Origin of the sequence: Sedimentibacter sp. (assembly GCF_038562225.1) — a bacterium.
GTDB lineage: Bacteria > Bacillota > Clostridia > Tissierellales > Sedimentibacteraceae > Sedimentibacter.
On the sequence record NZ_JBCFAS010000005.1, the window covers coordinates 87834 to 114451 of the forward strand.

Consider the following 26618-nt stretch of genomic DNA (forward strand, 5'->3'; position numbering starts at 1 on the left):
TTTAAATGCCTCTCTGTTTCATTATTTCATATATTATAATGGAAGCAGCACATGATGCATTGAGTGAGTTGATGTTTCCCTTCATGGGTATTTTCACGAGAACGTCGCATTTTTCCTTTACAAGCCTTCCTATTCCGAAGCCTTCACTTCCAATAACCAGGCCTACAGGAGCATCAAATTTCTTCTGGTGGACATATTTTTCTCCTGCCATGTCAGCTCCGTAAATCCAAAGTCCCTTATCTTTAAGGTCCTCAATGGCGCTCACTATGTTTGTCACTCTGGCAACAGGCAAAAACTCCACAGCTCCTGCTGATGATTTCGCAACAACACCGTTAACCTGAGCCGCCCTTCTTTTTGGTATTATGACTCCATGTGCACCAAGGCACTCGGCAGTACGGATGATTGCACCCAGGTTGTGGACGTCCTGAACCTCATCAAGTATAACCACAAAGGGCTTTTCTCCCTTTGATTTAGCATTTTCAAGTATATCGTCAATTTCCTTGTATTCGTACTCCATGGCTTCTGCTATTATTCCCTGATGTCTCTTATTTTCGCTCAATCTGTCCAGCAAAGCCTTGTCGACATTCTTTACCAGTATGTTCTTCGTTTTAGCCAGCTCTATTATTTTTGTCATGGAGCCCTGCGCTGCTTCCCTGCTTATCAGTATGGTGTCTATCTGGGCATCACTTCTCAATGCTTCCATAACAGGGTTTCTGCCCTCAATTATTCTCATTTTTATCATCCTTTTCTTCTATTATATCAATAATTTTCTCAAACAGCTCCATGAGCCTTTCAAGCTGACCGTTTAAGTACAGGTAACCGAATAATGCCTCGAATCCCGTGGCATACCTGTAATCCATGAGCTCGACATTTTTGGGTGAAGAAGTAACCTTGGCGTTTCTGCCTCTTTTTACAATAGTCTTTTCATCATCTGTAAGTTCGTCTTCAAGCTGGCTTACAATATATGCCTGAGCCTTGGCCTTAACAAACTTTACCGCCTGTCGGTGCATGCGGTTCACGTTTATGTCGTTTTTCCTGATGATGTGGCTTCTAACCAACATCTCATAAACAGCATCACCTGCATAAGCTAGTTGTGCAGGTGAATACATGTAAGTGTTTTTTGATTTGGTCTCGCTTGCTTTTTTCATCAGCTCTTCGTCTGTGTGCATCAGTTTATTTTCTTCCAATTTACACCTTGTCTTGTATCTTCCAGCATGATGCCCTTTTCCAACAATTCTGCCCTTATGGAGTCAGCCAGCTGGTAATTTTTGTTTTTCTTTGCTTCCTGCCTTTTTTGAATCATTTCTTCAATATATTCCGCAAGCTCATCATGAACCTGGCACTGGTCATCCTTTAACAGGTCAAGAGAAAGAACTCTATCGAAATCTGCAGCCAGGTCAAGCTTTTGAACATTATTTATGTCATCAGACTTAAGCATTTCAAACAGCACTGTTATGGCATTTGCAGTGTTCAGGTCATCCTCAAGGCATTTTTTGAAATCATCCCTGTACTTTTCTGCTGCTTCAATATTTTTCTCTTTGTCGTCTTTTGAATTATCCTTTATTGTCTTTATCCTGCTTTTCAGCTTCAGGTATGCATTTTCTGCAGAAGCAAGAGAGTCGTAAGTAAATGCAAGCTGCTTCCTGTAGTGGGAATTAAGCACGAAGTATCTATAAGACAACGGTTTGAATCCTTTCTTCTCAATGAGGGACAGCGTCAGAAACTCTCCGCTTGACTTGCTCATCTTGCCGTTGTTGTCTATGAGAAACTCCCCATGCCACCAGTATTTAACCCAACTCTTTCCGGTATAGCTTTCAGTCTGCGCTATTTCATTTGTATGGTGCACAGGTATGTGATCCACACCGCCGCAGTGAATGTCCATCTGTTCTCCGAGATTTTTAAGGCTTATGACAGAGCACTCAATGTGCCAGCCCGGATAGCCCACTCCCCATGGTGATTCCCACTTCATAGCCTGGTTTTCAAATTTGGATTTTGTAAACCACAAAACAAAATCCTGAGGATTTTTTTTGTGCACATCCACATGCACATCTTCCCTGGACGCTGTTCTGAGCTCATCAAGATTCATGCCTGAAAGCTTTGTGTAGTCCTTTACCTTTGTGATGTCAAAATACACGTTGCCGTTTGCCATGTACGTGTATCCTTTTGACTCAAGTCCCTTAATGAATTCTATGTATTCTTCTATGTAATCGGTGGCCTTTGCAACAACGTCAGCCTTCTTGATGTTCAGTTTTTCAATGTCACTGAAGAAAGCATCCGTATAGTGCTGAGCTATTTCCCAAACTGTCTTGTTCTCTCTTTTGGCCCCCTTGAGCATCTTGTCTTCGCCTTCATCGGCATCGGATTCCAGGTGTCCCACATCTGTGATGTTCATTACCCTCTTTACAGGGTATCCTATATATCTAAGGGTTTTTTCCAGGATGTCCTCATGTATGTACGTCCTTAAGTTGCCCACATGGGCGTAATTATATACAGTAGGTCCGCAGGTATACATCCTGACCTGTTTTTCATCTATTGGTTTAAAATTTTCAATTGATCTGGATAGTGTATTGTAAAGTTTCATAAGAAATCTCTCCCCTCGTTACTCTGAAATTATTATATAATACTGTTTGTCGAGTATCAAGTTATTTTTTAGCCATTAAAATTATAATGTAATTAAACTGTAATGGGCATTTTGTCGAAAAATGTTATAATTTTCATACTGGAAATCATATCGTCCATGAAAGGGGGAATCATGTGAAGAAAATATTTGTGATGTCGGTAGTAATGCTTACTATGTCCATAACTACAGCCTTTGGAGCAACTTCAGGCTTTACAAACATATCAAGCATAGCCGTCTACAAAAGCGCGGACTATTCGTCAAAGATAAAAAACACGTTAAAAATCAACAGCCGCGTAGAAATTGTCAAGGAAAAGAACGACTGGTACAACATTAAGACCCAGGACGGAACCACCGGATGGATTGAAAAGTACTTTGTTACTGTACCGGCTGAAAAATATGTGGTAAACAACACAAGCTACAAAATAAACATCAGAACTTCTCCATCAACTGCCTCCAAACAGGTAGGACAGGTTTCTCCTGGAGAAAAGCTGAAATACGTGGACACTTACCACAGCTGGCACATAGTAGAATACAAGGGAAAAGAATATTACATAGCAAGCTGGCTGACAGACATCGAATACAAGGAATCAGAAAAAATATACCTGCTGTACGACAATGTGAACATCAGAGGTGCTGCAGTAGCTTCAGGAAATGTGATCACAACAGCAAACAGATATGACTCTTTTGACATCTGCGGCGAAAAGAACGGGTGGCTTAAGGTAAGACTGGGTGACGGGGGATACGGCTACGTAGCCGGTTGGCTTACAACCTATAACTTAAATTATTTCGCCGAAGGAAGCGAAGGCTATAAAAAAACAACTGACGACCTGAACATCAGAACAGAGCCTTCTGCAAAGAGCAAAAAAATTACCTCTGTCAAAAAAGGCACAACACTTATGGTAGTCGATTCACAGGACGGATGGGACAAGGTTGTTGACATGTCAGGAACCGTTGGCTGGTGCAACAATTCATACCTGATGGAAACACTACCTCTCGAAGGCAGAAAAATATTGCTTGACCCGGGACACGGAGGCAAGGATCCGGGTTCCATAAGCTTTTCCGGAAAGTACGAAAAATACGTGAACATGGATGTGGCACAAAACCTCAAGGCTGTTTTGGAATCCATGGGAGCAACGGTGTACCTCACAAGGGAAGGCGACACATACATAGCCAACAAGCAGCGTGGGCGAATGGCAGACAGTCTTGGAGCAGACATATTGCTTTCTATTCACCACAACTCGCTGAACAACAGCGATTATTTCGGTCTGTCAACCTATTACAACACAGTTAAATACAAGGACACCAGGTTCGGATACGACCTGGCGGAAGCCATCTATCTGAATGCAGTTACGGTTACTGGCATTTACAGGGACGGAATTTTGGACCGCAACTACGAGGTTCTCAGGGAGACAAACACTCCAGCCGCACTGATTGAGGTAGGGTTCATGTCAAATCCTGCAGAGGAAATGAACATACACAACTCAAGCTTTCAAAACGTTGTTGTTCAAAAAATAGCCGCAGGAATAACAGACTACTTCAATGCAATGAAGAATTAAGAATTAAGAATTAAAAATTAAGAATTAGATGAAAAAATCAGGGCCACGCCCTGATTTTACTTTTAATTCTTCATTATTCACTCTTAATTCTTAATTGATTTAAAGGAATATTTCCTCGAATATTTCGGCTGCCAGATCTTCCTTCACTGCAAGGGACAAAATTTTGTTTCTCTTAATGAAGCCCGGAACATTTTTTGTGTAGCCCAGAGGATTTTGCCTGAATTTTTCAACCGTCAGGTTTACAAACTCCCTTGCAGAATATATCTTGTACCTTTCCATGCCGAACTTTTCAGCTACACGTTCAGTGAGCCTGAGCAATATGTCCTGGTAGTCATACGTTCCCTTCATATCAAGAATCGACTCAAGGCGCGGCATGATTTTTTCGAAAAGCATCCTTTCTTCAAAGACATCATCAAAACCAAGCATGCGGCCTATGTTTGAAACCTTATCCCTGTTGTTCAGCAAAAAGTCCACCAGTATCTTTATGAAATCTCCTTCATAGGGAGTGCAGTAATATTTGTAGCCTTTAAGGTTCTTAAACACCTTCATGGTGTCATAGTACCCAAGCTTAATAAGCTCATCTGCTTTATCCCTGTTGAAATCAAGAGCGCCAAAAACTCCTCCCAACCCTTCGGCAGGCTGTATGTAAGTGACTTTCAAGTCCTTGACCTTTACTTTTCTCACAATACCAAGAGCCATTGTCCTTACAGCAATAATGTCCTTGTATCCTTTTTTGGCTAGCAGGCCTATGGGCAGGTTGTCGTAGAAACCTCCGTCAAGGTACTTCTTGCCGTCCATTTCTTCTATCCTGAAGGCAGGCAGATTTGCGCTGGCTAAAAGAAAATCCACCATTTTGCCTTCCGGAATGTCTTCCTTGTAAAGCTCCAAGGGCTTCTTGTCCGTCATATTGACTGTAACTATTCCAAAGTCAACAGGAGATTTTCTTATGGTTTCTTCGTCCACATATTCGTCGAAAAGTTCCCTTATCTTAGTTGTGTCCAATCCTCTGTTGTTCAGTATTTCCTTAGATTGATGAAGCAGGTATGAAAAATTTATTTCCTGCATATTGAGATTTTTAAGGTCTGCAATAGCCTTTTCATCAATGTCAAACAACTCGTGCGAGTTTACATTGTACCAGATCTTTTCAAGAAGTTCATAATCGCCTTGAACCATCAAGGCTCCGTTAATGGCTCCTATGGATGTTCCTGCAATTCCTCCGATTTCTATTCCAAGTTCCTTCAATGCCTTGAACGCACCCACATGGTATGCGCCCTTTGCTCCTCCGCCCTCTAAAACCAATCCGTACATATGATTCTCCTACTCAATTGATAACAGCTTTACAGAACTTACACCTTTAATTGATTTCATCTCTATTATAACATCATCGATTGATTTGCTGATGTCGGAAATATCCAGTGATACATTCACGGAAGCTTTGCCGTTTATAGGTATGCTCTGGTTGATGGTAAGTATGTTTGCATTTTCTGCTGAAAGGTGATTCAAAACATTTGACAAAACCCCTTTCTCGTGTCTTAACATCATAGAAATTACGGCTTTTCTTCCTATGGAATTCTCAGACGGCGAAAAAACATAGTCTTTGTACTTGTAATAAGTGCTTCTGCTGATACCCACCTTTTTAACTGCTTCGCTGATTCCCTTGACGCTGCCGTTATTTATAAGATTGCGTGCTTCAATTACTTTTTCGTATACATCCGGCAGTATTTTTTTGCTTACGATTAAATACTTCTTTAACATCTCTCCACCTCGTTAAAATATTTTGCTGCTATAAAACTTCCACAGTGGCACCCGAATAATCCGCCTGTAAAAATTTGATAACCCAACTATGTTTTAGTTTCATTATACTTCCTTTTATTATGTTTGTAAATTCGGGATTTTCAATAATGTTCATTAATGTGGGACCCGAGCCGCTGATGAAAAATGCATGGGACCCGTTTTCTACGCAGATTTTCTTAACTTCTTCACATTCATGAATGAGTTTCTTCCTGTATGGATGATGCAGCCTGTCCTTCAAGGCAACGTTGATGATGTGTAAATCACCTTCCTCCAGAGCCTTCAATAAAACAGCAACTCTTGATACGTTGAAAACCGCATCCTTGTATGACACTTCCGCAGGCAGGAGCTTCCTCGCCTCTGATGTTGAAGTCTCAAAATCAGGTATCAGTGCGCAGAATTTGATTTTTTCGTGAAGGCTGTACTTCATGCAATATGGAGTGTCTCCTTCCACTATGGAAGCAGTCAGTCCTCCATATACAGCTGGGGCAATGTTGTCAGGATGTCCTTCTATCTTAACAGCGATTTTGAACAGTTCATCCTTTGATAGCCCTCCGCAAAGAAGAGCATTGGCTCCAAAAACACCTCCCACTATGCATGCTGAGCTGCTTCCGAGACCTCTTGAAACAGGAATGTCAGTTTCCATGGATATTTTAAGTCCTTTAATGCTTTTCCCCATTTCCTTGGCAGCTATTTGAAAAGATTTATAAACCAGATTGTCTTCATTATTAAATTCATCGGGGCATCCTTCTATTTTCAGTCCGCTGTCTGTTTCCTCGAAGGAATACATGTTGTACATGTCCAGAGCCAGACCCAGCGTGTCAAAACCCGGGCCTATGTTCGCCGTAGATGCCGGCACTTTAACTTTTACCATATAAGTCTCCTATTTCGTCGCGATTTTTCTTACGAAGTCTTCCATCATATCCGCTTCGCAAACCGAACTGTGAAGAACCTTCTTGTCCTCTAGTCCCATGAGGTTTTCCGGAATTTTCACACCTGTTTTTTCGGAAAGTTCTTTCATTATGTCAAATTCATCTCTTTCAGATTCTCCATAGAGAGATTCATACACGCTTCTTGAAAACTTGTACGGACTTGCGGTGGACAAAACGATGCTTGCTGTCTGATCCTTTGTTTCATTTCTGTAATCTTCCAATGTTTTATATGCAACAGCAGTGTGCGTGTCAAGCAGGTATCCCGTTTTCTGGTATGTTTCCTTTATGGTTTTTTCAGTGTCTTCCCTGAACACGCAGCCCGCATAAAATTCTTGTTCTATTTGTTTTTTCATGGAATCTGTCACTTCGTACCTTCCTGAAGTTTTAAGACTTTCCATCAGATTTTTCACCATTTTGTTGTCCTTGCCGCTCATATAGTACAAAAGCCTTTCAAGATTGCTTGAAACCAGAATGTCCATGGAAGGAGAAATCGTCTTGTGAAAATCCCTGTTCCTGTCATATATTCCTGTCCTTATGAAGTCATAGAGCACGTTGTTCTCGTTTGATCCGCATATGAGCTTGTTGACCGGCAGTCCAAGATTTTTTGCATAGTAGCCTGCAAGTATGTTTCCGAAATTTCCCGTAGGAACGGCAAAATTCACCTTGTCATGCAGGCTGATGGCTTTACTTTCGACCAGCTTCATATAAGAATAATAATAATATACTATTTGAGGAACAAGTCTACCTATGTTTATGGAGTTGGCTGAAGAAAACATCTTGTTTTCCTTTTCTAGCTCGTCCTTTAACTGTTCATTTCCAAATATGTTCTTTACACCTGTCTGAGCATCGTCAAAATTGCCCTTAATTGCGCAAACATATGTGTTTTGTCCTTCCTGGGTTACCATCTGCGCCTTTTGAACCTGGCTGACTCCTCCGTCCGGATAAAATACGATTATTTTGGTTCCCTTAACATCCTTGAACCCTTCCAGTGCTGCCTTGCCCGTATCTCCTGATGTTGCAGTGAGAATTATTACCTCGCCTTTAATGTCATTCATTTCGTAAGACGCAGTCATGAGATGAGGCAGTATGGACAAAGCCACATCCTTGAACGCAGAAGTGGGTCCGTGGAAAAGCTCTGTTACGTATGTGTCTCCCACCTTGACAACAGGAGTGATTTCTTCGGTGCTGAACTTGTCTGTATATGCATTGTGCACACATTCTGTGATTTTGTCCTTAGGGATATCATCAAGCATCATGCTGATTATTTCAGCTGCCATTCCCATGTAGCTTTTCCCTGCAAGTTCCTCCAGCTTTATGCTTTTCTCCTGAATATTTCTCATGACGTAAAGTCCGCCGTCGTCTGCGATTCCCTGCAGCACAGCTTTTGAAGCAGAGGTCAGAAGACTTGAACTTCTAGTACTTTCATAACTTTGAAACATTTAATTCCTCCGTGTCTTTTATATAATACTATATGATATACTGTTCTCAGAATTATTACAAGTGTTTTTTTTAATAAAACAATTCGTAACTCAAAATATTTAAATCAGCGGCTATTTCCTATTTTTTCTATGCAAAAGAAAGCACCTGTGGTAAAATGTCCGTATGAATCAGCTACATGAAAGTTTAATATAAAAGGAGCAGCCATGAAATATATCAGCATACTTGGTTCCACAGGTTCCATAGGAACACAGACTCTGGACGTGGTTCGGGGACATTCGGACAAAATTAAGGTTTCGGCCATAACAGGCAACAACAACATAGAGCTTTTAAGAGATCAGATATTGGAGTTTCATCCTGAGCTTTGCTGCGTCATGAACAAGGAAAATGCATCCCTTCTTAAAGAAATGCTTCCCCCCCATATCAAAACAGAGATTATGGCCGGAATGGAAGGCCTTGTTGAGGCTGCAGAGTTTGACAAAAGTGAAATAATTGTAACGGCAGTTTCAGGAATGATCGGGCTTAAACCGACTCTGGCAGCAATAAAAAAAGGAAAGACAATAGCCCTGGCCAACAAGGAGACTCTTGTAACAGGAGGAAGCTACATAATTGATATGGCAAAAAAACATAACGCTGACATAATTCCTGTTGACAGCGAGCACAGCGCCATCTTCCAATGCCTCATGGCAAACCACAAAAAATCGGTAAACAAAATAGTGCTCACGGCATCAGGAGGACCGTTCAGGGGAAAAAACACGGAGTTTCTTAAAAATGTAACCGTTGAAGATGCACTTAAGCACCCCAACTGGTCCATGGGCAGAAAAATCACCGTGGATTCAGCCACTCTCATGAACAAGGGTCTTGAGGTAATCGAAGCAAAATTTCTTTTTGATGTTGAACCGGAGCAGATAGAAGTAGTTGTACATCCACAGAGTATAATACATTCCGGCATAGAATTCTGCGACCATTCTACATTGGCACAGCTAGGTCTTCCCGATATGAGAGTACCCATACAGTTTGCATTGTTTTACCCGGACAGGGTTCCAAACAGCTACAAAAGTTTGTCACTCTTTGAAATAGGAAATCTTACATTTGAAAAACCGGACATGGAAGTTTTCAAGTGTCTTTATCTTGCCTTCGACTCTTTGAAGGTCGGAGGAACAATGCCGGCAGTCCTTAACGCATCAAACGAAGTCTGCGTCAATTTGTTTTTAAATAAAAAAATTAGCTTCCTGGAAATAGGAAACTTAAACGAAAAAGTTATGCAGCTGCATATACCTAAAAAAATAGATTGTCTTGAAACAATTTTAGAAGCCGAAGAGTTTGCAGTAAAAACTATAAAGTCAATTTTGAAATACAATTAGACAATGGGGATGAATGTCATCCCCATAATTTTCAATATGAATCAATGGATTATAACAGCCTCTCTTGTTGAATTTATCCAATAAACCCTTGTGTTGAGGTTTTCAGCTGCAAATCTTAAAGGTACGTACGTGCGTCCGTTGACTATGGCAGGAGCCACATCAATATAGTATATGCTGCCGTTTACCAGGATTTCATTTTTATCAATCCACATAACAACCGTGTTCCCCTGCGCAGTCAATGTGATTTTCTGACTGCCGCCTTCCCAGCTCACAGTCCCGTCAAGTGCCTCCACAACTGCCCTTATGGGAACCATTGAACGTGATGATATTATCATCGGGGTAGTACCTCTTCCCGGGTCAATTTCCTCCCATTCACCGTTGACGCTCATGTTTGGATTATCCATCTGCAGTATTATAAAGCTGTTTTCAGCAACTTCAAAAATACTGCTGTCTTTTGTTTCAGCAAAATATTTGTTTTTAGCATCCTCTAAAACATCATCCTGTTCATTAAAATCATCTGTCGGGTTTGGTACGACGAAAACGTCATTAAATTTGAAGCTTCCGTCCCACTCTCCGTAATCACCTGATTCTACACCGTTTCTTAAGGTCCCCCTGTATGAACTTTGTCCGGGAAGTATTGTAATGCTTATTGTCTTTGTCTCGCCTACCTTTAAAATTCCTGCATGAACAGCCGCTGCTGAAATATCTGAATCATCAGTATAAATATCGGTTCCCCATACATCACCTTCCGTATCACCGGTTACTATGAGGTTTATTACTGTACCATGCTTTCCCTGATATTCCACGAGGTAAATGTCTTCTTCTAGGGTGGTTGTGCCTATCCCTTCCGTTAAACTTTGTTCGGCAAGGGGCAAACTTACGTCGGTAAACTTAAAGCTGCCATCAAATTCTATATATTCTTCCGCACGTACTCCGTTCCTCCAGCTGCCTTCATAGCTCAGCTGTCCGGGCAATATCGTCACTCTCACTGTCCTGGTTTCGCCATACTTTACTATTCCTGCATGGACAGCTGCTGTGGAAACATCTGAATCATCCGTATAGATGCCGTTGCCCCAGACTGATCCATCAAGTCTTCCTGTAACCGTTACATTCAAGGTTTCATTTACCCGGCTTCTGTAGTAGGTCAAATCTAAGCCAGCACCACTTAGCGCACCATTCTCAACGGCTGATTGCTGTTGAGGGTTTGCAACAGGTGGTGTTGTCGTAGTTGTTTGTGACGAGCTGCTGTTTTCTCCTTCAACTGCAACAACTTCAATTTCATTGCTCACTGCCAGCAAAACATTGTTGTTATCATAGATTCTGAAATGATATGTTCCTGCTTTTCCCGGAGTTGTAACAAGAAAATCTCCGTTTACTTTACCTGCGATATTTTTCCACTGTTCAGGATTTTCATTGAAGCTGCGTGTTGAATACAACCCAATGGTTGCATTGATCTGATTTGGTGCATTTTGATATTTAACATGTATATCAGGAACTGAACCATATTCACGCGGTCCCGGAACTATTTCTATGGGTCCCTGTGTCATATCAGAAAATGTCGGCCTTACACCATCAGGATCCAAATCAAATATTAAATTCAATATTTTATTCTTGTCTTCATTGCTTCCCCACATGAAGAAACCCATAAGCGGTGACCCATTATTCCAATCATATCCCACATCCATATTTCTGATAAAATATGTCATGGTATTTTTAAAAGGAGGAAAGCTGAGTGTGCCGCCAGAACCGGATACTCTTCTTAATTCCTGTATGCCAGGCTCCCCGATCAATGTCAGCTTCGTTAGCGTAAGCGTATTCTTGAATGGAGCAAATTCCTGACCATTGGTATTTGTACATGTTTTAAAATTCCCCATTTCCTGATTGATCGTATCGAAAGAACCGGATGAAAAAAGCCCTGATTGCATTGAACTGAGCGGCGGGTTTAAAAGAGTCATCCACTCATTGAGGTCAATTTTAAAAGCCTTGTTAACAGCAAAGTTTATGGCATCCTGCTTTGCGGTTTTATAATCCTGTTCAACGGAATCCGGCACGATTTCCATTATGAAATCAGAAACACTGCCTAAGCCATTTTTTACGCTGACTGCCACATCAGGATAACCAAGCATGCTCAAAAAGTGCTCGTCATACCATTTCTTCAGCTCATCCTTGTACTGCTCCATGCTGTTTCCATCAATAACCATTGTCTGAGCAGCCTTTTCGTTGGCATCTATCCACGCGCCAAGACCTCTGTCTATATCCTTAATCCATGCTTCACAATATGATTTTTGAGCAGCCTGCAGAGAAATGCCCCAAACAAACTGATCCCATGCATTTCCGTTTTTGTTGTTATTTATTGTTTCAATTCTGCTTGCACATGCATCACGGATTGTGAAGAACAATTCCAAATGAGGCGGCACACAATCAGTATCTCCGAAAAACTGAGCCATCCTGCTGTCCAGTGCAATATTTTGCAGATTTAATTCTCCGTCAACCAGCATTGTATCAAACAAGAATCTTTGCGGCACCTTAATTACATTATACTGATATGTTTTATACTTTGAAGGAATCTGTGAATCAATGTATGATTCCAATGCTGAATGGCGTTTTATAATATTTTTTTCTTCTGCATTGATTCCATCAGTTACGTTTGGCCACGGTTTTTCAGCCCACTTATTGATGTAGCTGTGTCCGAAATAATCTCCGGCTGCATGAGCCATAAATCCAAGTATATAAGCTTTTGCCTGTTGTTTATTGTTCATCCTTAAAAAGTCATTTGCTGGATCATTTGCATCTTTTGGCGGAATAACATCAATTTGAACGGTAGAACTTATATAGCTGCTCATGGACTGCTGCATCTGAGATGGAACATAATCCGGCAACTCATCAGCCAAGTGCCAAAACGTATTGATCATGTCTCCCGGTGTTTGATAGGTGTTACCTGGATGAAATATGGTCTGACCGATTAAAATATCCGGCATAAGATCCGGTCCAAGTGCACCGGCTCTGTAATATTCCGGATACTGCCTGAGTATCTCTGCATATTCAGGCAACACTGCAAATTCACCATAAGGCTTTATTTCAACAAATCCATCACTGACATCCTCCAATATTAAATTTGCAGAGTATACATGTGTTTTTACTTTCCATGCATATGCAGGAGACACATTTATTGAATAAAGAATAATAAGCAGCGTTACAATTTTAAAAATAGTTTTTTTACTCATTTTACCCCCTTGCCTTGTTTCAAACTTGAAAAAATTTACTTCCTGAACCTTCATTAACTTTTTATATACCCTCATACCTCCCTCCGAGCTTCAGGGTCAATATAATTTTATGTTCTGCTCCATTAAAAGTATATTCATTAAGTCTAACGAAGACACAAAAACAGACCTAACTAGTTCTAGTGAGGTCTGTTTGTATTTGTTATTCCAGCATGTCTTTTATTCTGCTGTTGTTGATTTCATCGTCAACATTGACTATTATCACATCCATGCCTATTTTGAGTATTTCCTCCCACTTTATCTTTCGGGCCTTGGATTTCCCAAGCATGCCCATGAAGCGGCTTGCTTCTTCTATGTAAAATGCTGATATCTTTCCGGCCTTAGTGTCTATTTCCACATCGTCAAATCTTCCGAGCACTTCTCCGTTTTTAATGTTTATAACATCCTTTTCAATCATGTCCCAATAATTAGTCATGAACTCACCCCTTCACAGCCATATATTACAAGCTATGTCTTATTTTATAAAATATTCCAAAAATTCACCGTTCAATAGAATTTCAGAATTAATAGTCAATAATTAAGAATGAAGAATGAAGAGTGAAGAATTAAAAGAAGGAACGCATACGCGTTCCCACATCAATTCTTAATTTTTAATTCTTAATTCTTAATTGAACTTACCTGAATCCTTTTTTCAGCTGGTTCAGTGCCGATTTTTCCAATCTGGATACCTGCGCCTGTGATATTCCTATTTCATCGGCAACCTCCATCTGGGTTTTTCCTTTGTAAAAGCGCATGTCGACTATCTGCCTTTCCCTGTCTGACAGGTTGTTTATGCTGTCTTCCAATGTTATTTTCTCAATCCATCTTTCATCGATGTTCTTTTCATCCTTCACTTGATCTACAACGTAAAGAGCATCTCCCCCATCATTGTAGATTGGTTCAAACAACGATACTGGTTCTTGTATGGATTCCAAAGCAAATATGATTTCTTCCTTGTCAACTCCGATTTCCTTTGCAATCTCAGCAATGGTAGGCTCCTGGGAATTGCTTGCCGTAAGCCTCTCCCTTACCTGCAGCGCCTTGTATGCAATGTCCTTCATAGACCTTGATACCCTTATGGAATTGTTGTCTCTTAAGTACCTTCTTATTTCTCCAATAATCATCGGCACCGCATATGTAGAAAATTTTACGTCAAGAGACAAATCAAAATTATCAATTGCTTTTATAAGACCAACGCATCCGATTTGAAACAAATCATCAACAGGCTCGTTTTTGGAATTAAATCTTTGAATCACGCTCAGCACAAGTCTTAAATTGCCATTAATAAACTGATCTCTTAGCTCATTGTCGCCTTCTTGGATTTTCTTTAACATACCTCTCATCTCTGAAGTCTTTATTGTAGGCAATTGAGAAGTATTAACGCCACATATAACTACTTTGTTTATCATCGTCGTTTTTCCCCTTATAAAGTTTTATCCCCCTTTAAAATTATTTCCCTGCATATGCTTTTTATACTGCCTTGTTGATTTCCTTTTTAAGCCTGTTGAGTATCTTTTTTTCAAGGCGTGATATATAAGATTGCGAAATTCCAAGCATGTCGGCCACTTCTTTCTGTGTGAAGCTTCTTGAATTGTTAAGGCCGAACCTCAGTTTCATTATGGTGTATTCCCGTTTGTTAAGCTTCTTGATGGATTCATTCAAGAGGGTCAAATCAACTTCTGTTTCCATGTCCCTGAACACAGTGTCGTCTTCGGTTCCCAGAATATCCGAAAGCAAAAGTTCGTTCCCGTCCCAGTCAATGTTCAGGGGTTCATCCAGAGATATTTCCGTCTTGGCCTTACCCACCCGCCGCAGATGCATGAGAATCTCATTTTCAATGCACTTTGAAGCGTATGTGGCAAGCTTGATGTTCTTTTCTGCTTTGAATGTGTTCACAGCCTTTATAAGCCCGATTGTTCCTATGGAAATCAAGTCCTCCACATTTATTCCGGTTGACTCGAACTTTTTGGCCAGGTACACCACAAGTCTCAAATTGTGTTCAATAAGCAGCGACTTTGCTTCTTCTGAATCCTTAAGCCTGTTTATTATTTCCCTTTCTTCATCCTGGGACAAGGGCGCAGGCAGAGTGTCGCTTCCTCCTATGTAAAAGATGTCCTGTATAAAACCCAGCTTATCTAGTACAAGGCTAAATATTCTATGTAAAAAATCCTTAACACGATTTAACATACTCATTATTCAATTCCCTCTCCCATTCCAGCAATTTATTAAACAGCAGCGCATCATAGTCATCTTTCTTGCTTATTCTTCCGGGGTAAATTCCAATAATGGCATCGGCTTTGATCACATTAATCTCATCTTTTGATATTTCGATATTGTCCGGAACAAGGCAAATCATGCTCTCGCCCTTGCTGCTGATGGTGTTGTACCTGATTATCCTTAAGTTTAAATCCTGTCTTTTTCCCAGCAGACTATCATATACGTTTGTTTTTGCTTTGCAGCAGCTTTGTATTTCTTCATACAGTTCATCGCCCAGAATGGTCTTTATGCTTTCAATGCCTACTACAATAACAGGTTTTCCAGTAACAGGATCTGTCAGCTCGTTTCCCGTATCAATGTAACCCCGCAGATTCTTCGTCCTGTTATTGGCGGATAAGTTGATGCTTCGCATGTAGTCATGTTTTTCAAGCCTGGCTTTTATCTCTTTAAAAAAGAAATGCAATGCTGCATATCCTGCAAAGAAGGATAATACAATTGCATTAACAGTCAGTCTGTCATAATCCAAGTAGTACAGGGCCGTTATTATTCCAACCATCAGAAGAGATGTGATGTAAAATGCAAGTATCAACCTCACATTTGCAACAATGCCTTTGGTATCGTAGGCAATCATCACCATCAAAACCGAAACGCTGAACTTGACAATGAAGTATGTCATGAATTCCCTGCCCATGTAAGCCGTCAATATGACATATACGGCGCCGATGGCAGAAGAAGCAATCAACCTCCTGTATATGATAATTTTTTTCAAGAGCCTGCCTGTCAGAAAGAGCAAAATAAAATCTATCAGGAAATTTTCAGCGAAGACATATTCAACATAATAAACCATCTCAACCCCGCTAAATGAATATATTTCAAACAAGCACAGCCGTAATATTTGCGAAATCACATTATTCATTATAATTTACTCATATAAAATATTTTGTCATTTCATGTAATCAAAAAAATAAAAAAATACGCGGTAAAAACCGCGTACTAGGAATAACGAGTATAATTACCGTATATGAGTGACGTAATCACACTGCTATTTAAACTTCGCAACCATCTGTTCCATGTCTTTCTTGTTTTCAAATCCCTGAACCAGATCAACAGTCTGAGAAGTATCACCTATCAGGATTCCACCTGTCAGTATGCCTCCCTTGAAGTACAGTTTCTTATATCCATTGATGTCAGTCTTCTTGAATGTTTCATACTCGGTGTTGGGGTCTGACCCTACGTCGCCTATGGAGAACACACTGGACCCGAATGCATTCAATGTGGTGGAAGGAATGATGGTCTCGTACCGGTGATTTCCTCCTATGACATTAATGCCTGCTGTCTTGCCCTGTTCTATGGCTTCGCTCCAAAGAGCATAGTTGATTCCGTTGTATTCTGCACAGTCCCCGCAAGCAAAAATATCCTTAACGGAAGTTTCCATCCTGCTGTCTACAACAATGGCTCTTTTTATTTCAACTCCGGTACCTTCTGCCATCTTTGTGTTTGCCTTTACGCCTGTGGATAAAACTATGACGTCTGCGTCAACGATATCACCGTTATCAAGAAGTATGCCGGTCACACTTCTATCACCCAGAATCTCTTTAGTACCTACTCCTTTTTTGAATATGATTCCTGCATTATGGACTATTTGTTCCAGAACCGCCGAAGCGTCCTTGTCAAGCTGTCTGGGCAAAATTCTGTCTACCATTTCTATTACCGTAACTTTCAGCCCCAGGTTCGCAAGCTCGTTGGCTGCCTCAAGCCCAAGAACGCCTCCTCCTATGACAGCGGCTGTCGTCTTGCCCTTGGCATATTCCTTTATTGCCTTACCGTCCTTTGCATATCTTAAGGTAAATACACCTTCCTTTTCCCTGCCTGGGAATGGAGGAACAAACACTTCAGCTCCCGATGCAATTATAAGCTTCGTGTATTCAATTTCCTCTCCGCTTTCAAGAACAACCTTCCTGCCTGCAGCATCTATGGATGAAACGACCTTGTTCAGAAGGAGGTTCACATTGTTTTCCTTCATCCACTTTTCATCCTTTATGGTCATGGATTCGATTGTAATGCTGTCGTTGCTGAGCATCTTGGAAAGCTGCGGTCTGTAGTATCCCATCACGTCTTCCTTGGAGATTATGGTAATGTCGCTTGCCTGGTTTCTTTTTCTTATTTCAACAGCAGCTCCCATGCCTGCACCGCTGGCGCCTATTATAACTATTTTTTCTTTAACGTTTGAAACTTCACCGTCTCCCTCATCCTCAAGCATGACAAAGTATTCCGGCCCCACGCCGCAAACAGGGCATCTTTCCGGCGGATTTGCACCTTCAACGATCTCGCCGCACACAGTGCATTTCCATCTGAAGGTTTTATTATCGCCGGCAGTAACAGCTTCTTTTCTTGCGCCAGGCTCCACTGTATAACCGAATTCAATCCCGAATTCGTAAGCTGTCTTCAGCTGCTCTTCCGATGGTTTGAATCTTATTTTCAAGCCTTCGCCAAAGGGCTTGAGCCTTATTTGTTTTATTCTTTGCATAAGGTTTGGTACAGCTTCGCCGCTCCAGCCATATGAACCAAAGGCAGAAGCATGCTTGCCCTTATAAACGGGAGGAAACATTTTTATGAGCAGACTCCAGATTGGTTCCAGCGCTTCGCCGACCATTGTAGGCGAACCGAACAGAACACCGTCTGCCCAGTATATTCTTTCCAGCACCTTCTTTTCATCTTCGTAAACCATGTCGTAAAGTTCAACCTTGATTCCTGATTCCATAATCCCTTTTGCTATTTCTTCAGCCATTTCCCTGGTGTATCCGTAAGCAGAAACATACGGTATCACTACCAGCTTTCCGTCAAAAGGTTTCTTCTCCGTTGAATATTCCTTGGACAGGTTGATTATTTTCCACGGATCCTGGTCAAGAACAGGGCCATGACCGGTGCAAACCATATCTATATCAAGGTTCTCAATTTTACTTATAGCCTGCAGAAAGAACGTCTTGAAAGGCCCAAATATGTTGTCAAAGTAATATTTGAATGCTTCCATATAGTCGCCTTCATTGGTTAACGTGCTCTGAAGCACTGTATCCAGCGAATAATGAGCACCAAATGCATCGCAGGTGAACAAAACCTTATCTTCCATAAGATATGAAAACATTGAGTCCGGCCAGTGAAGGAATTTGGCATCAATAAACCTGAATGTCCTATCTCCCAGCGACAATTCATCCCCATCCTTAACAACAATTGATTTAAACTGTACATTGCAGATATGGGTCATAAATTCTATTGCCTGCTTTGATCCGACTATCCGGATGTTAGGATTCATGTGAATAAGCTTTTCGATAGAACCCGTATGGTCCGGTTCAGTATGGTTCACTATTATATAGTCAACCTTTGACGGTTCAATGTCAATCTCCTTCAGTTTTTCAAGATAATCCTCAAAGCATTTCAGTTTAACTGTTTCAATCAGCGCAATTTTTTCGCTGCCCCTTACAGCATATGAATTATATGTTGTTCCGAACTTGGTGCGCATTATTATGTCAAAAACTTCAAGCCCAGGGTCAAGGCTTCCTACCCAAAATATATTTTCCTTTAATTTCAGTGACTTCATGATTCCTCCTTTAGTGAAACTAAGAATGATTAACGTAATAAATATACCCTGCTTTTCAACAGCCAAAACTCAGTCCTTTAAAAATATTAGTTATAATGAAACAAAAAATTAAATTTCAGCCCGGTTCTGCTTGTTATAATTTTAACTCTATGGTATTTTTTTGTAAATGCATTTCATACGACAAAATAATGCTAAAAAAAGAAGCGGAGCAAAAGCTCCGCCACTGAATCTTATTAAGTTTACGGCCATACCTTGTTGGGTTTAAGTCCAGTCCAAAGTTCGTCCTTGTCATCTTCGATAACATAATTGTGACTGTTTGTTGCTTCCATTACAGCTTCGTAGTACCAGTCGCTGCTTTTTATATCCGGCCAGAACATTGAATCCGGATGTATATTTTCTTCCGGTACTACCCTACCCAGTACATTGTTGATCAAAGTCATAGCTTCTGCTCTTGTAATGTCCTGCTCAGGTTTGAAGGTTAAATCAGGATAACCCTTGATCCATCCCTTGTTTTCGGAAGATGTAATATACTTCTCAGCCCAGTGGCCGAAAATATCCGTGAACTTGCTGGTATTGTTAAGCTCCAGTTTATCAAACTTAGCTGCTATGGTAGCAAATTCTGCCCTTGAAATAGGATCCGACGGTCTGAATGTTCCGTCAGGATAGCCTTTGATAATGCCTGCATTGTACAATGTTGATATTGCACGATTTGACCATCCATGGTTTTCCAAATCCGTAAACGGATTGTAATCACTCAGCAGGCTGTTTCTGCTTTCGTCAGTCAGCAATCTGTAGAATATCATCGCCACTTCTTCCCTGGTTATGTTGTTCAGAGGTCTTATATCTCCCTCAGGATAACCAATTACGTACGCAAAGTGGTCAAGCTTCTCAAGATCTGCCAGCGGAACGTCATTGTCTGGAATGTCTTCATCGTCATCATCATCGTCGTCATCGTCTCTGTCCATGTCGTAGTACAAGTTAACCGTAGTGGTTGTTACCAGCTTGATTGCTGATGCTGTTACTGCTGACCCTGTTGTTACTGATTCTGATGGAACTTCAACAATGATAGTTTCTTTGTCTGTTTTTGTACTGATTTCTCTTTTTACATATGTGTATCCCGAATCATAGTGAAGCTGCACATAGCTTGTAATATCGCTTTCTGCCGGCGTGCCTGTTCCATTCTTTGAATATCTCTGGTTGTATGCGTATGTGTTATAACCTGTTTCATACATCCAGTTAACCTTATGCAGATTTGATTCAATAACATCATACTTTGAATAGTAGAAGTTAATAACATTCTCATCTTCGTTTAATGTCACTGTAATCGATGCAGAACCCACAATATTGTAATTTTCTACATCCTGAGCTATCTCAGTAACCTCTTCACCAAATGCTCCAAATTTGTCAACACTTGGGACAACCGATAAACCGGTGTCTATATCCAAATAATTAACTTTGTATGCTACTTCATTTACTTTGTTTGTTACAACAAAGCCTTCATAAACATCACCTGATATTTCTGGAGTGTAGCCAATCACGCCGGATTCAGCAACTGTATATTCCGAATAATCAATTACATTGAAATCCCAGTAGCCATCTCCACTCATTTCATATTTAGGCAATTTGAAAGAATCTGTCCATTTGTTCTCTGCATTTAATGTTAAAGTCAAACCGGTTGATTCTTTGTTGGCATCAAGTAATGTAACTGTTACCTCTTTGCCTGTAGGACCGTCCCAAACCTTGGTCACCGGTACATGAATTGCTTCAATGTTATATACGCCAAAGCCATCGCTTGTTCCCCAATTATTGACTATAGCAAAATAATCATCCAGCTCATCTTCAATAACATAATATTGTTCAAATTCTTCTTCACTTACTTTATTAGGTAAGCTGAATTCACCTTCCCAATATTCCCAACCTTCTATATACTGTGGTTCTATTGTTATTGAATCAATTAAATCGTCATTTCCATCATATAAATGTAGAGTTATGCTGTCTGGCTTTTGAACGGATGACGCAACTAAACTCATATACTGCGGTTGTTCATAATCACTGATCCATTGCTTGTGGACCGGAACTTTCATTTCAGTTGAACTGTATTGTGCCACATACGTTGCATTGCCTGTTACCGTTGCTGCCACTGCCGGTGACCAGCCTGTAAATGTCCAGCCGCTTTCGTGATTGTTTTCTGCATCCGGTGCTGCCGGTGTAACGTCTCCGTATGTCAAATTCGGAGTTGATTGTTCTGCAAATGTTCCATGGTCTCCAGGCTGGTATGTTACTGTGTACTTATCCTGTGTCCATGTTGCCACATATGTTGCATTTCCTGTTACTGTTGCTGCTACTGCCGGGCTCCAGCCTGCAAATGTCCAGCCATTGTCATGATTGTTTTCTGCATCCGGTGCTGCCGGTGTAACGTCTCCGTATGTCAAATTCGGAGTTGATTGTTCTGCAAATGTTCCATGGTCTCCAGGCTGGTACGTTACTGTGTACCCTTCCTGTGTCCATGTTGCCACATATGTTGCATTTCCTGTTACTGTTGCTGCTACTGCCGGGCTCCAGCCTGCAAATGTCCAGCCGCTTTCGTGATTGTTTTCTGCATCCGGTGCTGCCGGTGTAACGTCTCCGTATATCAAATTCGGAGTTGATTGTTCTGCAAATGTTCCATGGTCTCCAGGCTGGTATGTTACTGTGTACTTATCCTGCGTCCATGTTGCCACATATGTTGCATTTTCTGTTACTGTTGCTGCTACTGCCGGGCTCCAGCCTGCGAATGTCCAGCCACTTTCGTGATTGTTTTCTGCATCCGGTGCTGCCGGTGTAACGTCTCCGTATGTCAAATTCGGAGTTGATTGTTCTGCAAATGTTCCATGGTCTCCAGACTGGTATGTTACCGTGTACTTATCCTGTGTCCATGTTGCCACATATGTTGCATTTCCTGTTACTGTTGCTGCTACTGCCGGGCTCCAGCCTGCAAATGTCCAGCCATTGTCATGATTGTTTTCTGCATCCGGTGCTGCCGGTGTAACGTCTCCGTATGTCAAATTCGGAGTTGATTGTTCTGCAAATGTTCCATGGTCTCCAGGCTGGTATGTTACTGTGTACCCATCCTGCGTCCATGTTGCCACATACGTTGCATTACCTGTTACTGTTGCCGCTACTGCCGGGCTCCAGCCTGCAAATGTCCAGCCGCTTTCATGATTGTTTTCTGCATCCGGTGCTGTCGGTGTAGCATCTCCGTATATCAAATTCGGAGTTGATTGTTCTGCAAATGTTCCATGGTCTCCAGGCTGGTATGTTACCGTGTACTTATCCTGCGTCCATGTTGCCACATATGTTGCATTTCCTGTTACTGTTGCTGCTACTGCCGGGCTCCAGCCTGCAAATGTCCAGCCATTGTCATGATTGTTTTCTGCATCCGGTGCTGCCGGTGTAGCGTCTCCGTATGTCAAATTCGGAGTTGATTGTTCTGCAAATGTTCCATGGTCTCCAGGCTGGTATGTTACTGTGTACCCATCCTGCGTCCATGTTGCCACATACGTTGCATTGCCTGTTACTGTTGCCGCTACTGCCGGGCTCCAGCCTGCAAATGTCCAGCCGCTTTCATGATTGTTTTCTGCATCCGGTGCTGCCGGTGTAGCGTCTCCGTATGTCAAATTCGGAGTTGATTGTTCTGCAAATGTTCCATGGTCTCCAGGCTGGTATGTTACCGTATAGTACAATACAATTATTGTAGCACTTGTACCTGTAAAGCTATGTCCGCCAGCTCCGAGATCTGCTCCGATGGTGAAGTTCCCATCTGCCGGTAAAGTTCTGTTTCCTAAATTAACTATAACCCAGTGATGTTGACTTGCATTTTTTGTTATATAATCACTAACTAAAAATGTGGTACCTTTAACAACCAATGTTTCATCATCAGGATGTTCGCTCTTAACCTCCGCAGTTATTCTAACCCCATCAAATTCAATGAATTGAACTGTTTTTGTATCATGGGCTGTAAAAGCAACATAAAGATTTTTAGGTGATGAATTATCATACCAAAATGCTGCAACTTTTGAATGTTCATTAGTTGAACTTATAGTTTGCGTGAAGTCATTTCCATCGAACAATTCACTTACTTGTGCATCTGTATACGTTACAGTTGAAGCACTGACAATACTACTCGGTAATGCCGGCATCATCATCATTAAAGCAATCACTAAACAAACAACTTTTTTAAACACATTTTTGTTCATAAAATTTCCTCCTTTCTTCAATAATTGTTTTTCTAACCTTCTCTTGTAAATCCAATCTTTAATAAGCATTTCAACATTTGCACCCCCTTTCTACATGTCTATTAACAATTGATATATAGCAACAACTAGCCCCCCTGTAAAGGTAGTTGCAACTAACTGATTAAGTTTCATAGCAATTTTAAATTTGCTGTAAGAAACAAAAAGCTGCAAAATAATATCTTCAGATTATTTTGCAGCTGAACGGTCATAGTACTTTCATACTTTAGACTTCAAAGCTTTGCGTCCCTGCCTTTCAGCAGGTTTGCCAAATATTCAATTTTACATATTTACCATATTATGTATAAATGTAATCATTATTATACAATTTGTTCTTCATTTTCCATGATATTCACAAACAATTCGGCAATCTTAGGGTCAAATTGGCTGCCGGCCTTCTCGCTGATTTCCCGAAGGGCTTCACTGTTTGACATTCTTGTTTTGTATGGTCTGTCATTGACCATTACATCGTAAGCATCCGCGATTGCGAAAATTCTTGCGACTACAGGAATTTCTTCATTTTTAAAGAGACCGGGATATCCCTTTCCGTCCCATCGTTCATGATGAATCAAAATCAATTCGTCAATTGGAGAAGCATCTCTGAATTCTCTCGCTATATAATATCCTATCTCGCTGTGCCTCTTTACGGTTTCCCATTCCTCGCTGTCCAGTGACCCTTCCTTTTGAAGTATATTTCTTGATACTCCTATTTTACCTATGTCGTGAAATTCACACAAAAGTCTTAATTCTTCCTTCTCTTCCCTTGACAGTTCCATTGCATCAGCCATGATCATTGTCAGATTTTTAAGCCTCTCGTAGTGGGATTTCGTTTCATATGTAATTTTCTCCAGCCTGCTCTTTAGGAATTTTATCATGGATAGCTTTGCTTCCTTGCTTTCCTTGAGCTTTTTGAAATACATCCTGTCTTCGGCTTTCTTCATGATTTTGTTTAAATCTTCATCTTCAGTTTCCTTTGTGGCAACTCCGAAGCTGATACTTATTTTTACATAATCCAATGTGTTGGTCTCACATTTTGCCTTGACCCTCTCAACAATTTCCGTTGCGGTCTCTGCTGTGGTTTTAGGCAGCAGCACTACAAATTCGTCTCCGCCGACCCTGCTTATTATATCTTCATCCCTGAAAGAACTTTTCATGATTTCAGATGCTTTTTTCAGGGCCTCATCGCCCATGCCGTGTCCAAATGCATCATTGATAAGTTTTAATCCGTTAATATCTCCCATTATAAGGCTGATTGGGAGCTGCCTTTTAGTATCAAGTCTGGACATCTCTTCCTCAAAGAAATTCTTGTTGTACAGTCCGGTTAATCTGTCCTTGTAATACAACTTTTCTCTGTCTTTCAGGAAATAAATGTTGCCTTGTTCATCTTCAGACTGGCTGTAAGGATACGGCACCCCTTGTTTAATATGTGTAACATCAACATAATATATTGTCATCAGGTCTTCCTGGGTGCTTTTGTCGGTAAATACACTGATCAGGTACCATCTTTCCATTTCCCTGATGTACATTTCAAACTTCAGTCTGGTTTTTGGAATCACGTTGAAATACAGGTCCTTGAATCCTAATTTATCAGAATAGTCGATGACGATTTCCGAGAACTTTTTCCCTTTGATGTTTTCAGGATTTATCCCGGCAGCCTTATAGAAGGTTTCACTAATATAAACCAGTACATAATCTATAAAATTGCCGCTTTTATTGTACACTGCCTTAAATTTAAGATAGAAATCATTTTTAGAAGGGTATTCCATTGCTTCACCCCATTTCAGGAAATATGACTAGCTAATTTGCTTAATATAATTATATATCTCATGAATTACATTTTTATTATTTGACAATTTGATTTCAATTACAATTCAATTACAAATTGATTTCACTTTTTCTCATTCAATAACGAAAAGAAGCAACCATTCAATGGTTGCTTCCGGTTAATTACCTATTACGGCCATACTTTATTGGCTTTCATATCTGTCCAGAGTTCGTCTTTGTCGTCCTCATAAATGTAATTGTGGCTGTTTGTTGCTTCCATAACAACTTCGAAGTACCATGCATCACTTGGATTATCCGGCCAGAAAACTGCATCCGGGTGTATATTCTCTTTCGGAACTGATCTTTCAAGGACGTTATTGATGAGTGTCATGGATTCAGCCCTCGTGATATCCTGCTCGGGTCTGAATGTCATATCCGGATATCCTTTGATCCATCCCTTTGTTTCAGAAGAAGAAATATACACTTCAGCCCAGTGGCCGAATATGTCCGTAAATTTACTTGTACTGCCCATTTCCAGATTATCGAACTTGGCAGAAATGGTCGCAAATTCTGCTCTTGTTATAGGTTCGGACGGTCTGAACGTTCCATCCGGATAGCCTTTCAGAACACCGGCATTGTACAGCGTTGAAATCGCACGGTTGGACCATCCATGCCCTTGTAAATCAGTAAACGGATTCGTGTCACTCAACAATTTGTTTCTGCTTTCATCCGTCAGTAATCTGTAGAAAATCATTGCCACTTCTTCCCTGGTTATGTTGTTGAGAGGCCTTACGTCTCCTTCAGGATAACCAATAATGTACGCAAAGTGATCAAATTTTTCCAATGTTGCCAACGGCGGATCAGTGTCAACAATTATTACCGGAGGATTGGATCTCCTGTTCCACTGTGCATAAAGCGTCACGTCGCTGCCTTCTATAAAGAATTCTTTTCCGGCTGTGTATGAAATTCCCTTACCGTCTGACTGAGTGTTCCAACCGGTGAAGCTGTATCCTGACCGCGTAAACATGTTTGCCAAGACTGTAACTTTTTCACCATATTCATATGGATTAAGCTCATCGGATATTACCGATGGAGTACCATAGTTTGAATTGTAGTATACATAGTATGGATTCAATGTATATGTGAATGTTATTGTCACTGATCCATCCGGCATTTTGCCTGTAACTGTTCCTGCTGTTATGTTTTCATTCAGCAGATCCGGTTCTGTTGTTATTCCCGAGTACGTGAAGCCCGTCTTATCAACCTTGCTCTTGCTTACTGCAGCATCGTATGGTGTCGATACCGTTGTTGTAAGCGATGTATCCTCGGTTCCGTCATATACGTGTTTCACCGTCAGGTTTTTGCTGTTCCTTGTGTATGTGAAGGTTATTGTCACATGTTCGTCCGGCATCTTTCCGGTTATGGTTCCATGTGTTGTTGTATCTTCGTCTGTCAAATCAACATCCGTAGTTATTCCCGAGAACGTGAAGCCCGTCTTGTCAACCTTGCTCTTGCTTACTGCAGCTTCGTATGGTGTCGATACTGTCGTCGTAAGCGATGTATCCTCGGTTCCGTCATACACATGTTTCACCGTCAGGTTGTTGCTGTTCCTTGTGTATGTGAAGGTGATAATCACATGTTCGTCCGGCATCTTTCCGGTTATGGTTCCAAGTGTTGTTGTATCTTCGTCTGTCAAATCAACATCCGTAGTTATTCCCGAGAATGTGAAGCCCGTCTTATCAACCTTGCTCTTGCTTACTGCAGCATCGTATGGTGTCGATACCGTTGTTGTAAGCGCTGTGTCCTCGGTT

The 26618-nt window shown here is 41.0% G+C and carries 18 protein-coding genes and 1 riboswitch; of the genes, 2 read left to right on the plus strand and 16 right to left on the minus strand.

From position 1 onward, the window contains the following. Nucleotide 1: 1 nt before the first annotated feature. Genes rlmB through cysS form a run of 3 tightly spaced genes read right to left on the minus strand, consistent with a single transcriptional unit; the run spans nucleotide 2 to nucleotide 2581 of the window. Nucleotides 2–733 (minus strand): 23S rRNA (guanosine(2251)-2'-O)-methyltransferase RlmB, encoded by a 732-nt coding sequence (gene rlmB, locus AAGU76_RS16975; protein ID WP_342486715.1) that lies wholly within the window; start codon nucleotides 731–733, stop codon nucleotides 2–4. Next, nucleotides 720–1187 (minus strand): ribonuclease III domain-containing protein, encoded by a 468-nt coding sequence (locus AAGU76_RS16980; RefSeq protein ID WP_342486716.1) that lies wholly within the window; start codon nucleotides 1185–1187, stop codon nucleotides 720–722. The genes rlmB and AAGU76_RS16980 overlap by 14 nt, the downstream gene beginning before the upstream one ends. After that, complete coding sequence (gene cysS, locus AAGU76_RS16985) at nucleotides 1169–2581, minus strand: cysteine--tRNA ligase (protein WP_342486717.1); 1413 nt, start codon at nucleotides 2579–2581, stop codon at nucleotides 1169–1171. The genes AAGU76_RS16980 and cysS overlap by 19 nt, the downstream gene beginning before the upstream one ends. A 173-nt stretch (nucleotides 2582–2754) precedes the next feature. Between cysS and AAGU76_RS16990 the strand changes: the two genes are divergently transcribed. Continuing rightward, entirely contained in the window at nucleotides 2755–4176 is a 1422-nt protein-coding gene (locus tag AAGU76_RS16990; RefSeq protein ID WP_342486718.1) for an N-acetylmuramoyl-L-alanine amidase, read from the plus strand. A gap of 99 nt (nucleotides 4177–4275) precedes the next feature. On the opposite strand, the gene AAGU76_RS16995 is transcribed toward AAGU76_RS16990, so the two are convergent. Genes AAGU76_RS16995 through thrC form a run of 4 tightly spaced genes read right to left on the minus strand, consistent with a single transcriptional unit; the run spans nucleotide 4276 to nucleotide 8338 of the window. Further along, a complete protein-coding gene (locus AAGU76_RS16995; RefSeq protein ID WP_342486719.1) occupies nucleotides 4276–5484 on the minus strand; it encodes a patatin-like phospholipase family protein in 1209 nt (402 codons plus the stop codon). Between the two features lie 9 nt (nucleotides 5485–5493). Then, entirely contained in the window at nucleotides 5494–5931 is a 438-nt protein-coding gene (locus tag AAGU76_RS17000; protein ID WP_342486720.1) for an ACT domain-containing protein, read from the minus strand. A 28-nt stretch (nucleotides 5932–5959) separates the two neighbouring features. Then, a complete protein-coding gene (gene thrB, locus AAGU76_RS17005) occupies nucleotides 5960–6841 on the minus strand; it encodes a homoserine kinase (RefSeq protein ID WP_342486721.1) in 882 nt (293 codons plus the stop codon). A 9-nt stretch (nucleotides 6842–6850) separates the two neighbouring features. Beyond that, nucleotides 6851–8338 (minus strand): threonine synthase, encoded by a 1488-nt coding sequence (gene thrC / locus AAGU76_RS17010; RefSeq protein WP_342486722.1) that lies wholly within the window; start codon nucleotides 8336–8338, stop codon nucleotides 6851–6853. Between the two features lie 204 nt (nucleotides 8339–8542). Between thrC and AAGU76_RS17015 the strand changes: the two genes are divergently transcribed. Beyond that, nucleotides 8543–9700 carry a 1-deoxy-D-xylulose-5-phosphate reductoisomerase gene (locus tag AAGU76_RS17015; RefSeq protein WP_342486723.1) on the plus strand — a complete coding sequence of 386 codons (1158 nt, stop codon included), beginning with the start codon at nucleotides 8543–8545 and terminating at the stop codon, nucleotides 9698–9700. 41 nt (nucleotides 9701–9741) lie between these two features. Here AAGU76_RS17015 and AAGU76_RS17020 read toward each other — a convergent pair whose 3' ends face one another. From AAGU76_RS17020 to AAGU76_RS17060, 9 genes are all read right to left on the minus strand, one after another. Further along, on the minus strand, nucleotides 9742–12924 hold the full coding sequence (locus AAGU76_RS17020) for a stalk domain-containing protein (RefSeq protein ID WP_342486724.1): 3183 nt from the start codon (nucleotides 12922–12924) through the stop codon (nucleotides 9742–9744). A 199-nt stretch (nucleotides 12925–13123) separates the two neighbouring features. Then, on the minus strand, nucleotides 13124–13396 hold the full coding sequence (locus tag AAGU76_RS17025; RefSeq protein WP_342486725.1) for a YlmC/YmxH family sporulation protein: 273 nt from the start codon (nucleotides 13394–13396) through the stop codon (nucleotides 13124–13126). Nucleotides 13397–13595: 199 nt separating this feature from the next. Continuing rightward, nucleotides 13596–14369 (minus strand): RNA polymerase sporulation sigma factor SigG, encoded by a 774-nt coding sequence (sigG, locus tag AAGU76_RS17030; protein ID WP_342486726.1) that lies wholly within the window; start codon nucleotides 14367–14369, stop codon nucleotides 13596–13598. Nucleotides 14370–14430: 61 nt separating this feature from the next. Continuing rightward, nucleotides 14431–15153, minus strand: a complete 723-nt coding sequence (gene sigE / locus AAGU76_RS17035; protein ID WP_342486727.1) for an RNA polymerase sporulation sigma factor SigE — start codon at nucleotides 15151–15153, stop codon at nucleotides 14431–14433. Continuing rightward, entirely contained in the window at nucleotides 15131–16024 is an 894-nt protein-coding gene (locus AAGU76_RS17040; protein WP_342486728.1) for a sigma-E processing peptidase SpoIIGA, read from the minus strand. The genes sigE and AAGU76_RS17040 overlap by 23 nt, the downstream gene beginning before the upstream one ends. Nucleotides 16025–16219: 195 nt before the next feature. Continuing rightward, entirely contained in the window at nucleotides 16220–18772 is a 2553-nt protein-coding gene (locus tag AAGU76_RS17045) for an FAD-dependent oxidoreductase (RefSeq protein WP_342486729.1), read from the minus strand. A gap of 239 nt (nucleotides 18773–19011) precedes the next feature. Continuing rightward, complete coding sequence (locus AAGU76_RS17050; RefSeq protein WP_342486730.1) at nucleotides 19012–23007, minus strand: S-layer homology domain-containing protein; 3996 nt, start codon at nucleotides 23005–23007, stop codon at nucleotides 19012–19014. A 228-nt stretch (nucleotides 23008–23235) separates the two neighbouring features. Next, nucleotides 23236–23323, minus strand: a riboswitch (cyclic di-GMP riboswitch). Nucleotides 23324–23363: 40 nt separating this feature from the next. Then, a complete protein-coding gene (locus AAGU76_RS17055) occupies nucleotides 23364–24809 on the minus strand; it encodes a diguanylate cyclase (protein WP_342486731.1) in 1446 nt (481 codons plus the stop codon). A 188-nt stretch (nucleotides 24810–24997) separates the two neighbouring features. After that, a partial coding sequence (locus AAGU76_RS17060; RefSeq protein WP_342486732.1) for an S-layer homology domain-containing protein occupies nucleotides 24998–26618 on the minus strand: 1621 nt, incomplete at its 5' end.

What these genes read in the sequence shown, in the direction of transcription:
- rlmB (WP_342486715.1), bottom strand. Translation starts at nt 733, where the DNA reads ATGAGAATAATTGAGGGCAGAAACCCTGTTATGGAAGCATTGAGAAGT.
- cysS (WP_342486717.1), bottom strand. Translation starts at nt 2,581, where the DNA reads ATGAAACTTTACAATACACTATCCAGATCAATTGAAAATTTTAAACCA.
- AAGU76_RS16995 (WP_342486719.1), bottom strand. Translation starts at nt 5,484, where the DNA reads ATGTACGGATTGGTTTTAGAGGGCGGAGGAGCAAAGGGCGCATACCAT.
- AAGU76_RS17000 (WP_342486720.1), bottom strand. Translation starts at nt 5,931, where the DNA reads ATGTTAAAGAAGTATTTAATCGTAAGCAAAAAAATACTGCCGGATGTA.
- thrB (WP_342486721.1), bottom strand. Translation starts at nt 6,841, where the DNA reads ATGGTAAAAGTTAAAGTGCCGGCATCTACGGCGAACATAGGCCCGGGT.
- thrC (WP_342486722.1), bottom strand. Translation starts at nt 8,338, where the DNA reads ATGTTTCAAAGTTATGAAAGTACTAGAAGTTCAAGTCTTCTGACCTCT.
- AAGU76_RS17015 (WP_342486723.1), top strand. Translation starts at nt 8,543, where the DNA reads ATGAAATATATCAGCATACTTGGTTCCACAGGTTCCATAGGAACACAG.
- AAGU76_RS17020 (WP_342486724.1), bottom strand. Translation starts at nt 12,924, where the DNA reads ATGAGTAAAAAAACTATTTTTAAAATTGTAACGCTGCTTATTATTCTT.
- AAGU76_RS17025 (WP_342486725.1), bottom strand. Translation starts at nt 13,396, where the DNA reads ATGACTAATTATTGGGACATGATTGAAAAGGATGTTATAAACATTAAA.
- sigG (WP_342486726.1), bottom strand. Translation starts at nt 14,369, where the DNA reads ATGATAAACAAAGTAGTTATATGTGGCGTTAATACTTCTCAATTGCCT.
- sigE (WP_342486727.1), bottom strand. Translation starts at nt 15,153, where the DNA reads ATGAGTATGTTAAATCGTGTTAAGGATTTTTTACATAGAATATTTAGC.
- AAGU76_RS17040 (WP_342486728.1), bottom strand. Translation starts at nt 16,024, where the DNA reads ATGGTTTATTATGTTGAATATGTCTTCGCTGAAAATTTCCTGATAGAT.
- AAGU76_RS17045 (WP_342486729.1), bottom strand. Translation starts at nt 18,772, where the DNA reads ATGAAGTCACTGAAATTAAAGGAAAATATATTTTGGGTAGGAAGCCTT.
- AAGU76_RS17050 (WP_342486730.1), bottom strand. Translation starts at nt 23,007, where the DNA reads ATGAACAAAAATGTGTTTAAAAAAGTTGTTTGTTTAGTGATTGCTTTA.
- AAGU76_RS17055 (WP_342486731.1), bottom strand. Translation starts at nt 24,809, where the DNA reads ATGGAATACCCTTCTAAAAATGATTTCTATCTTAAATTTAAGGCAGTG.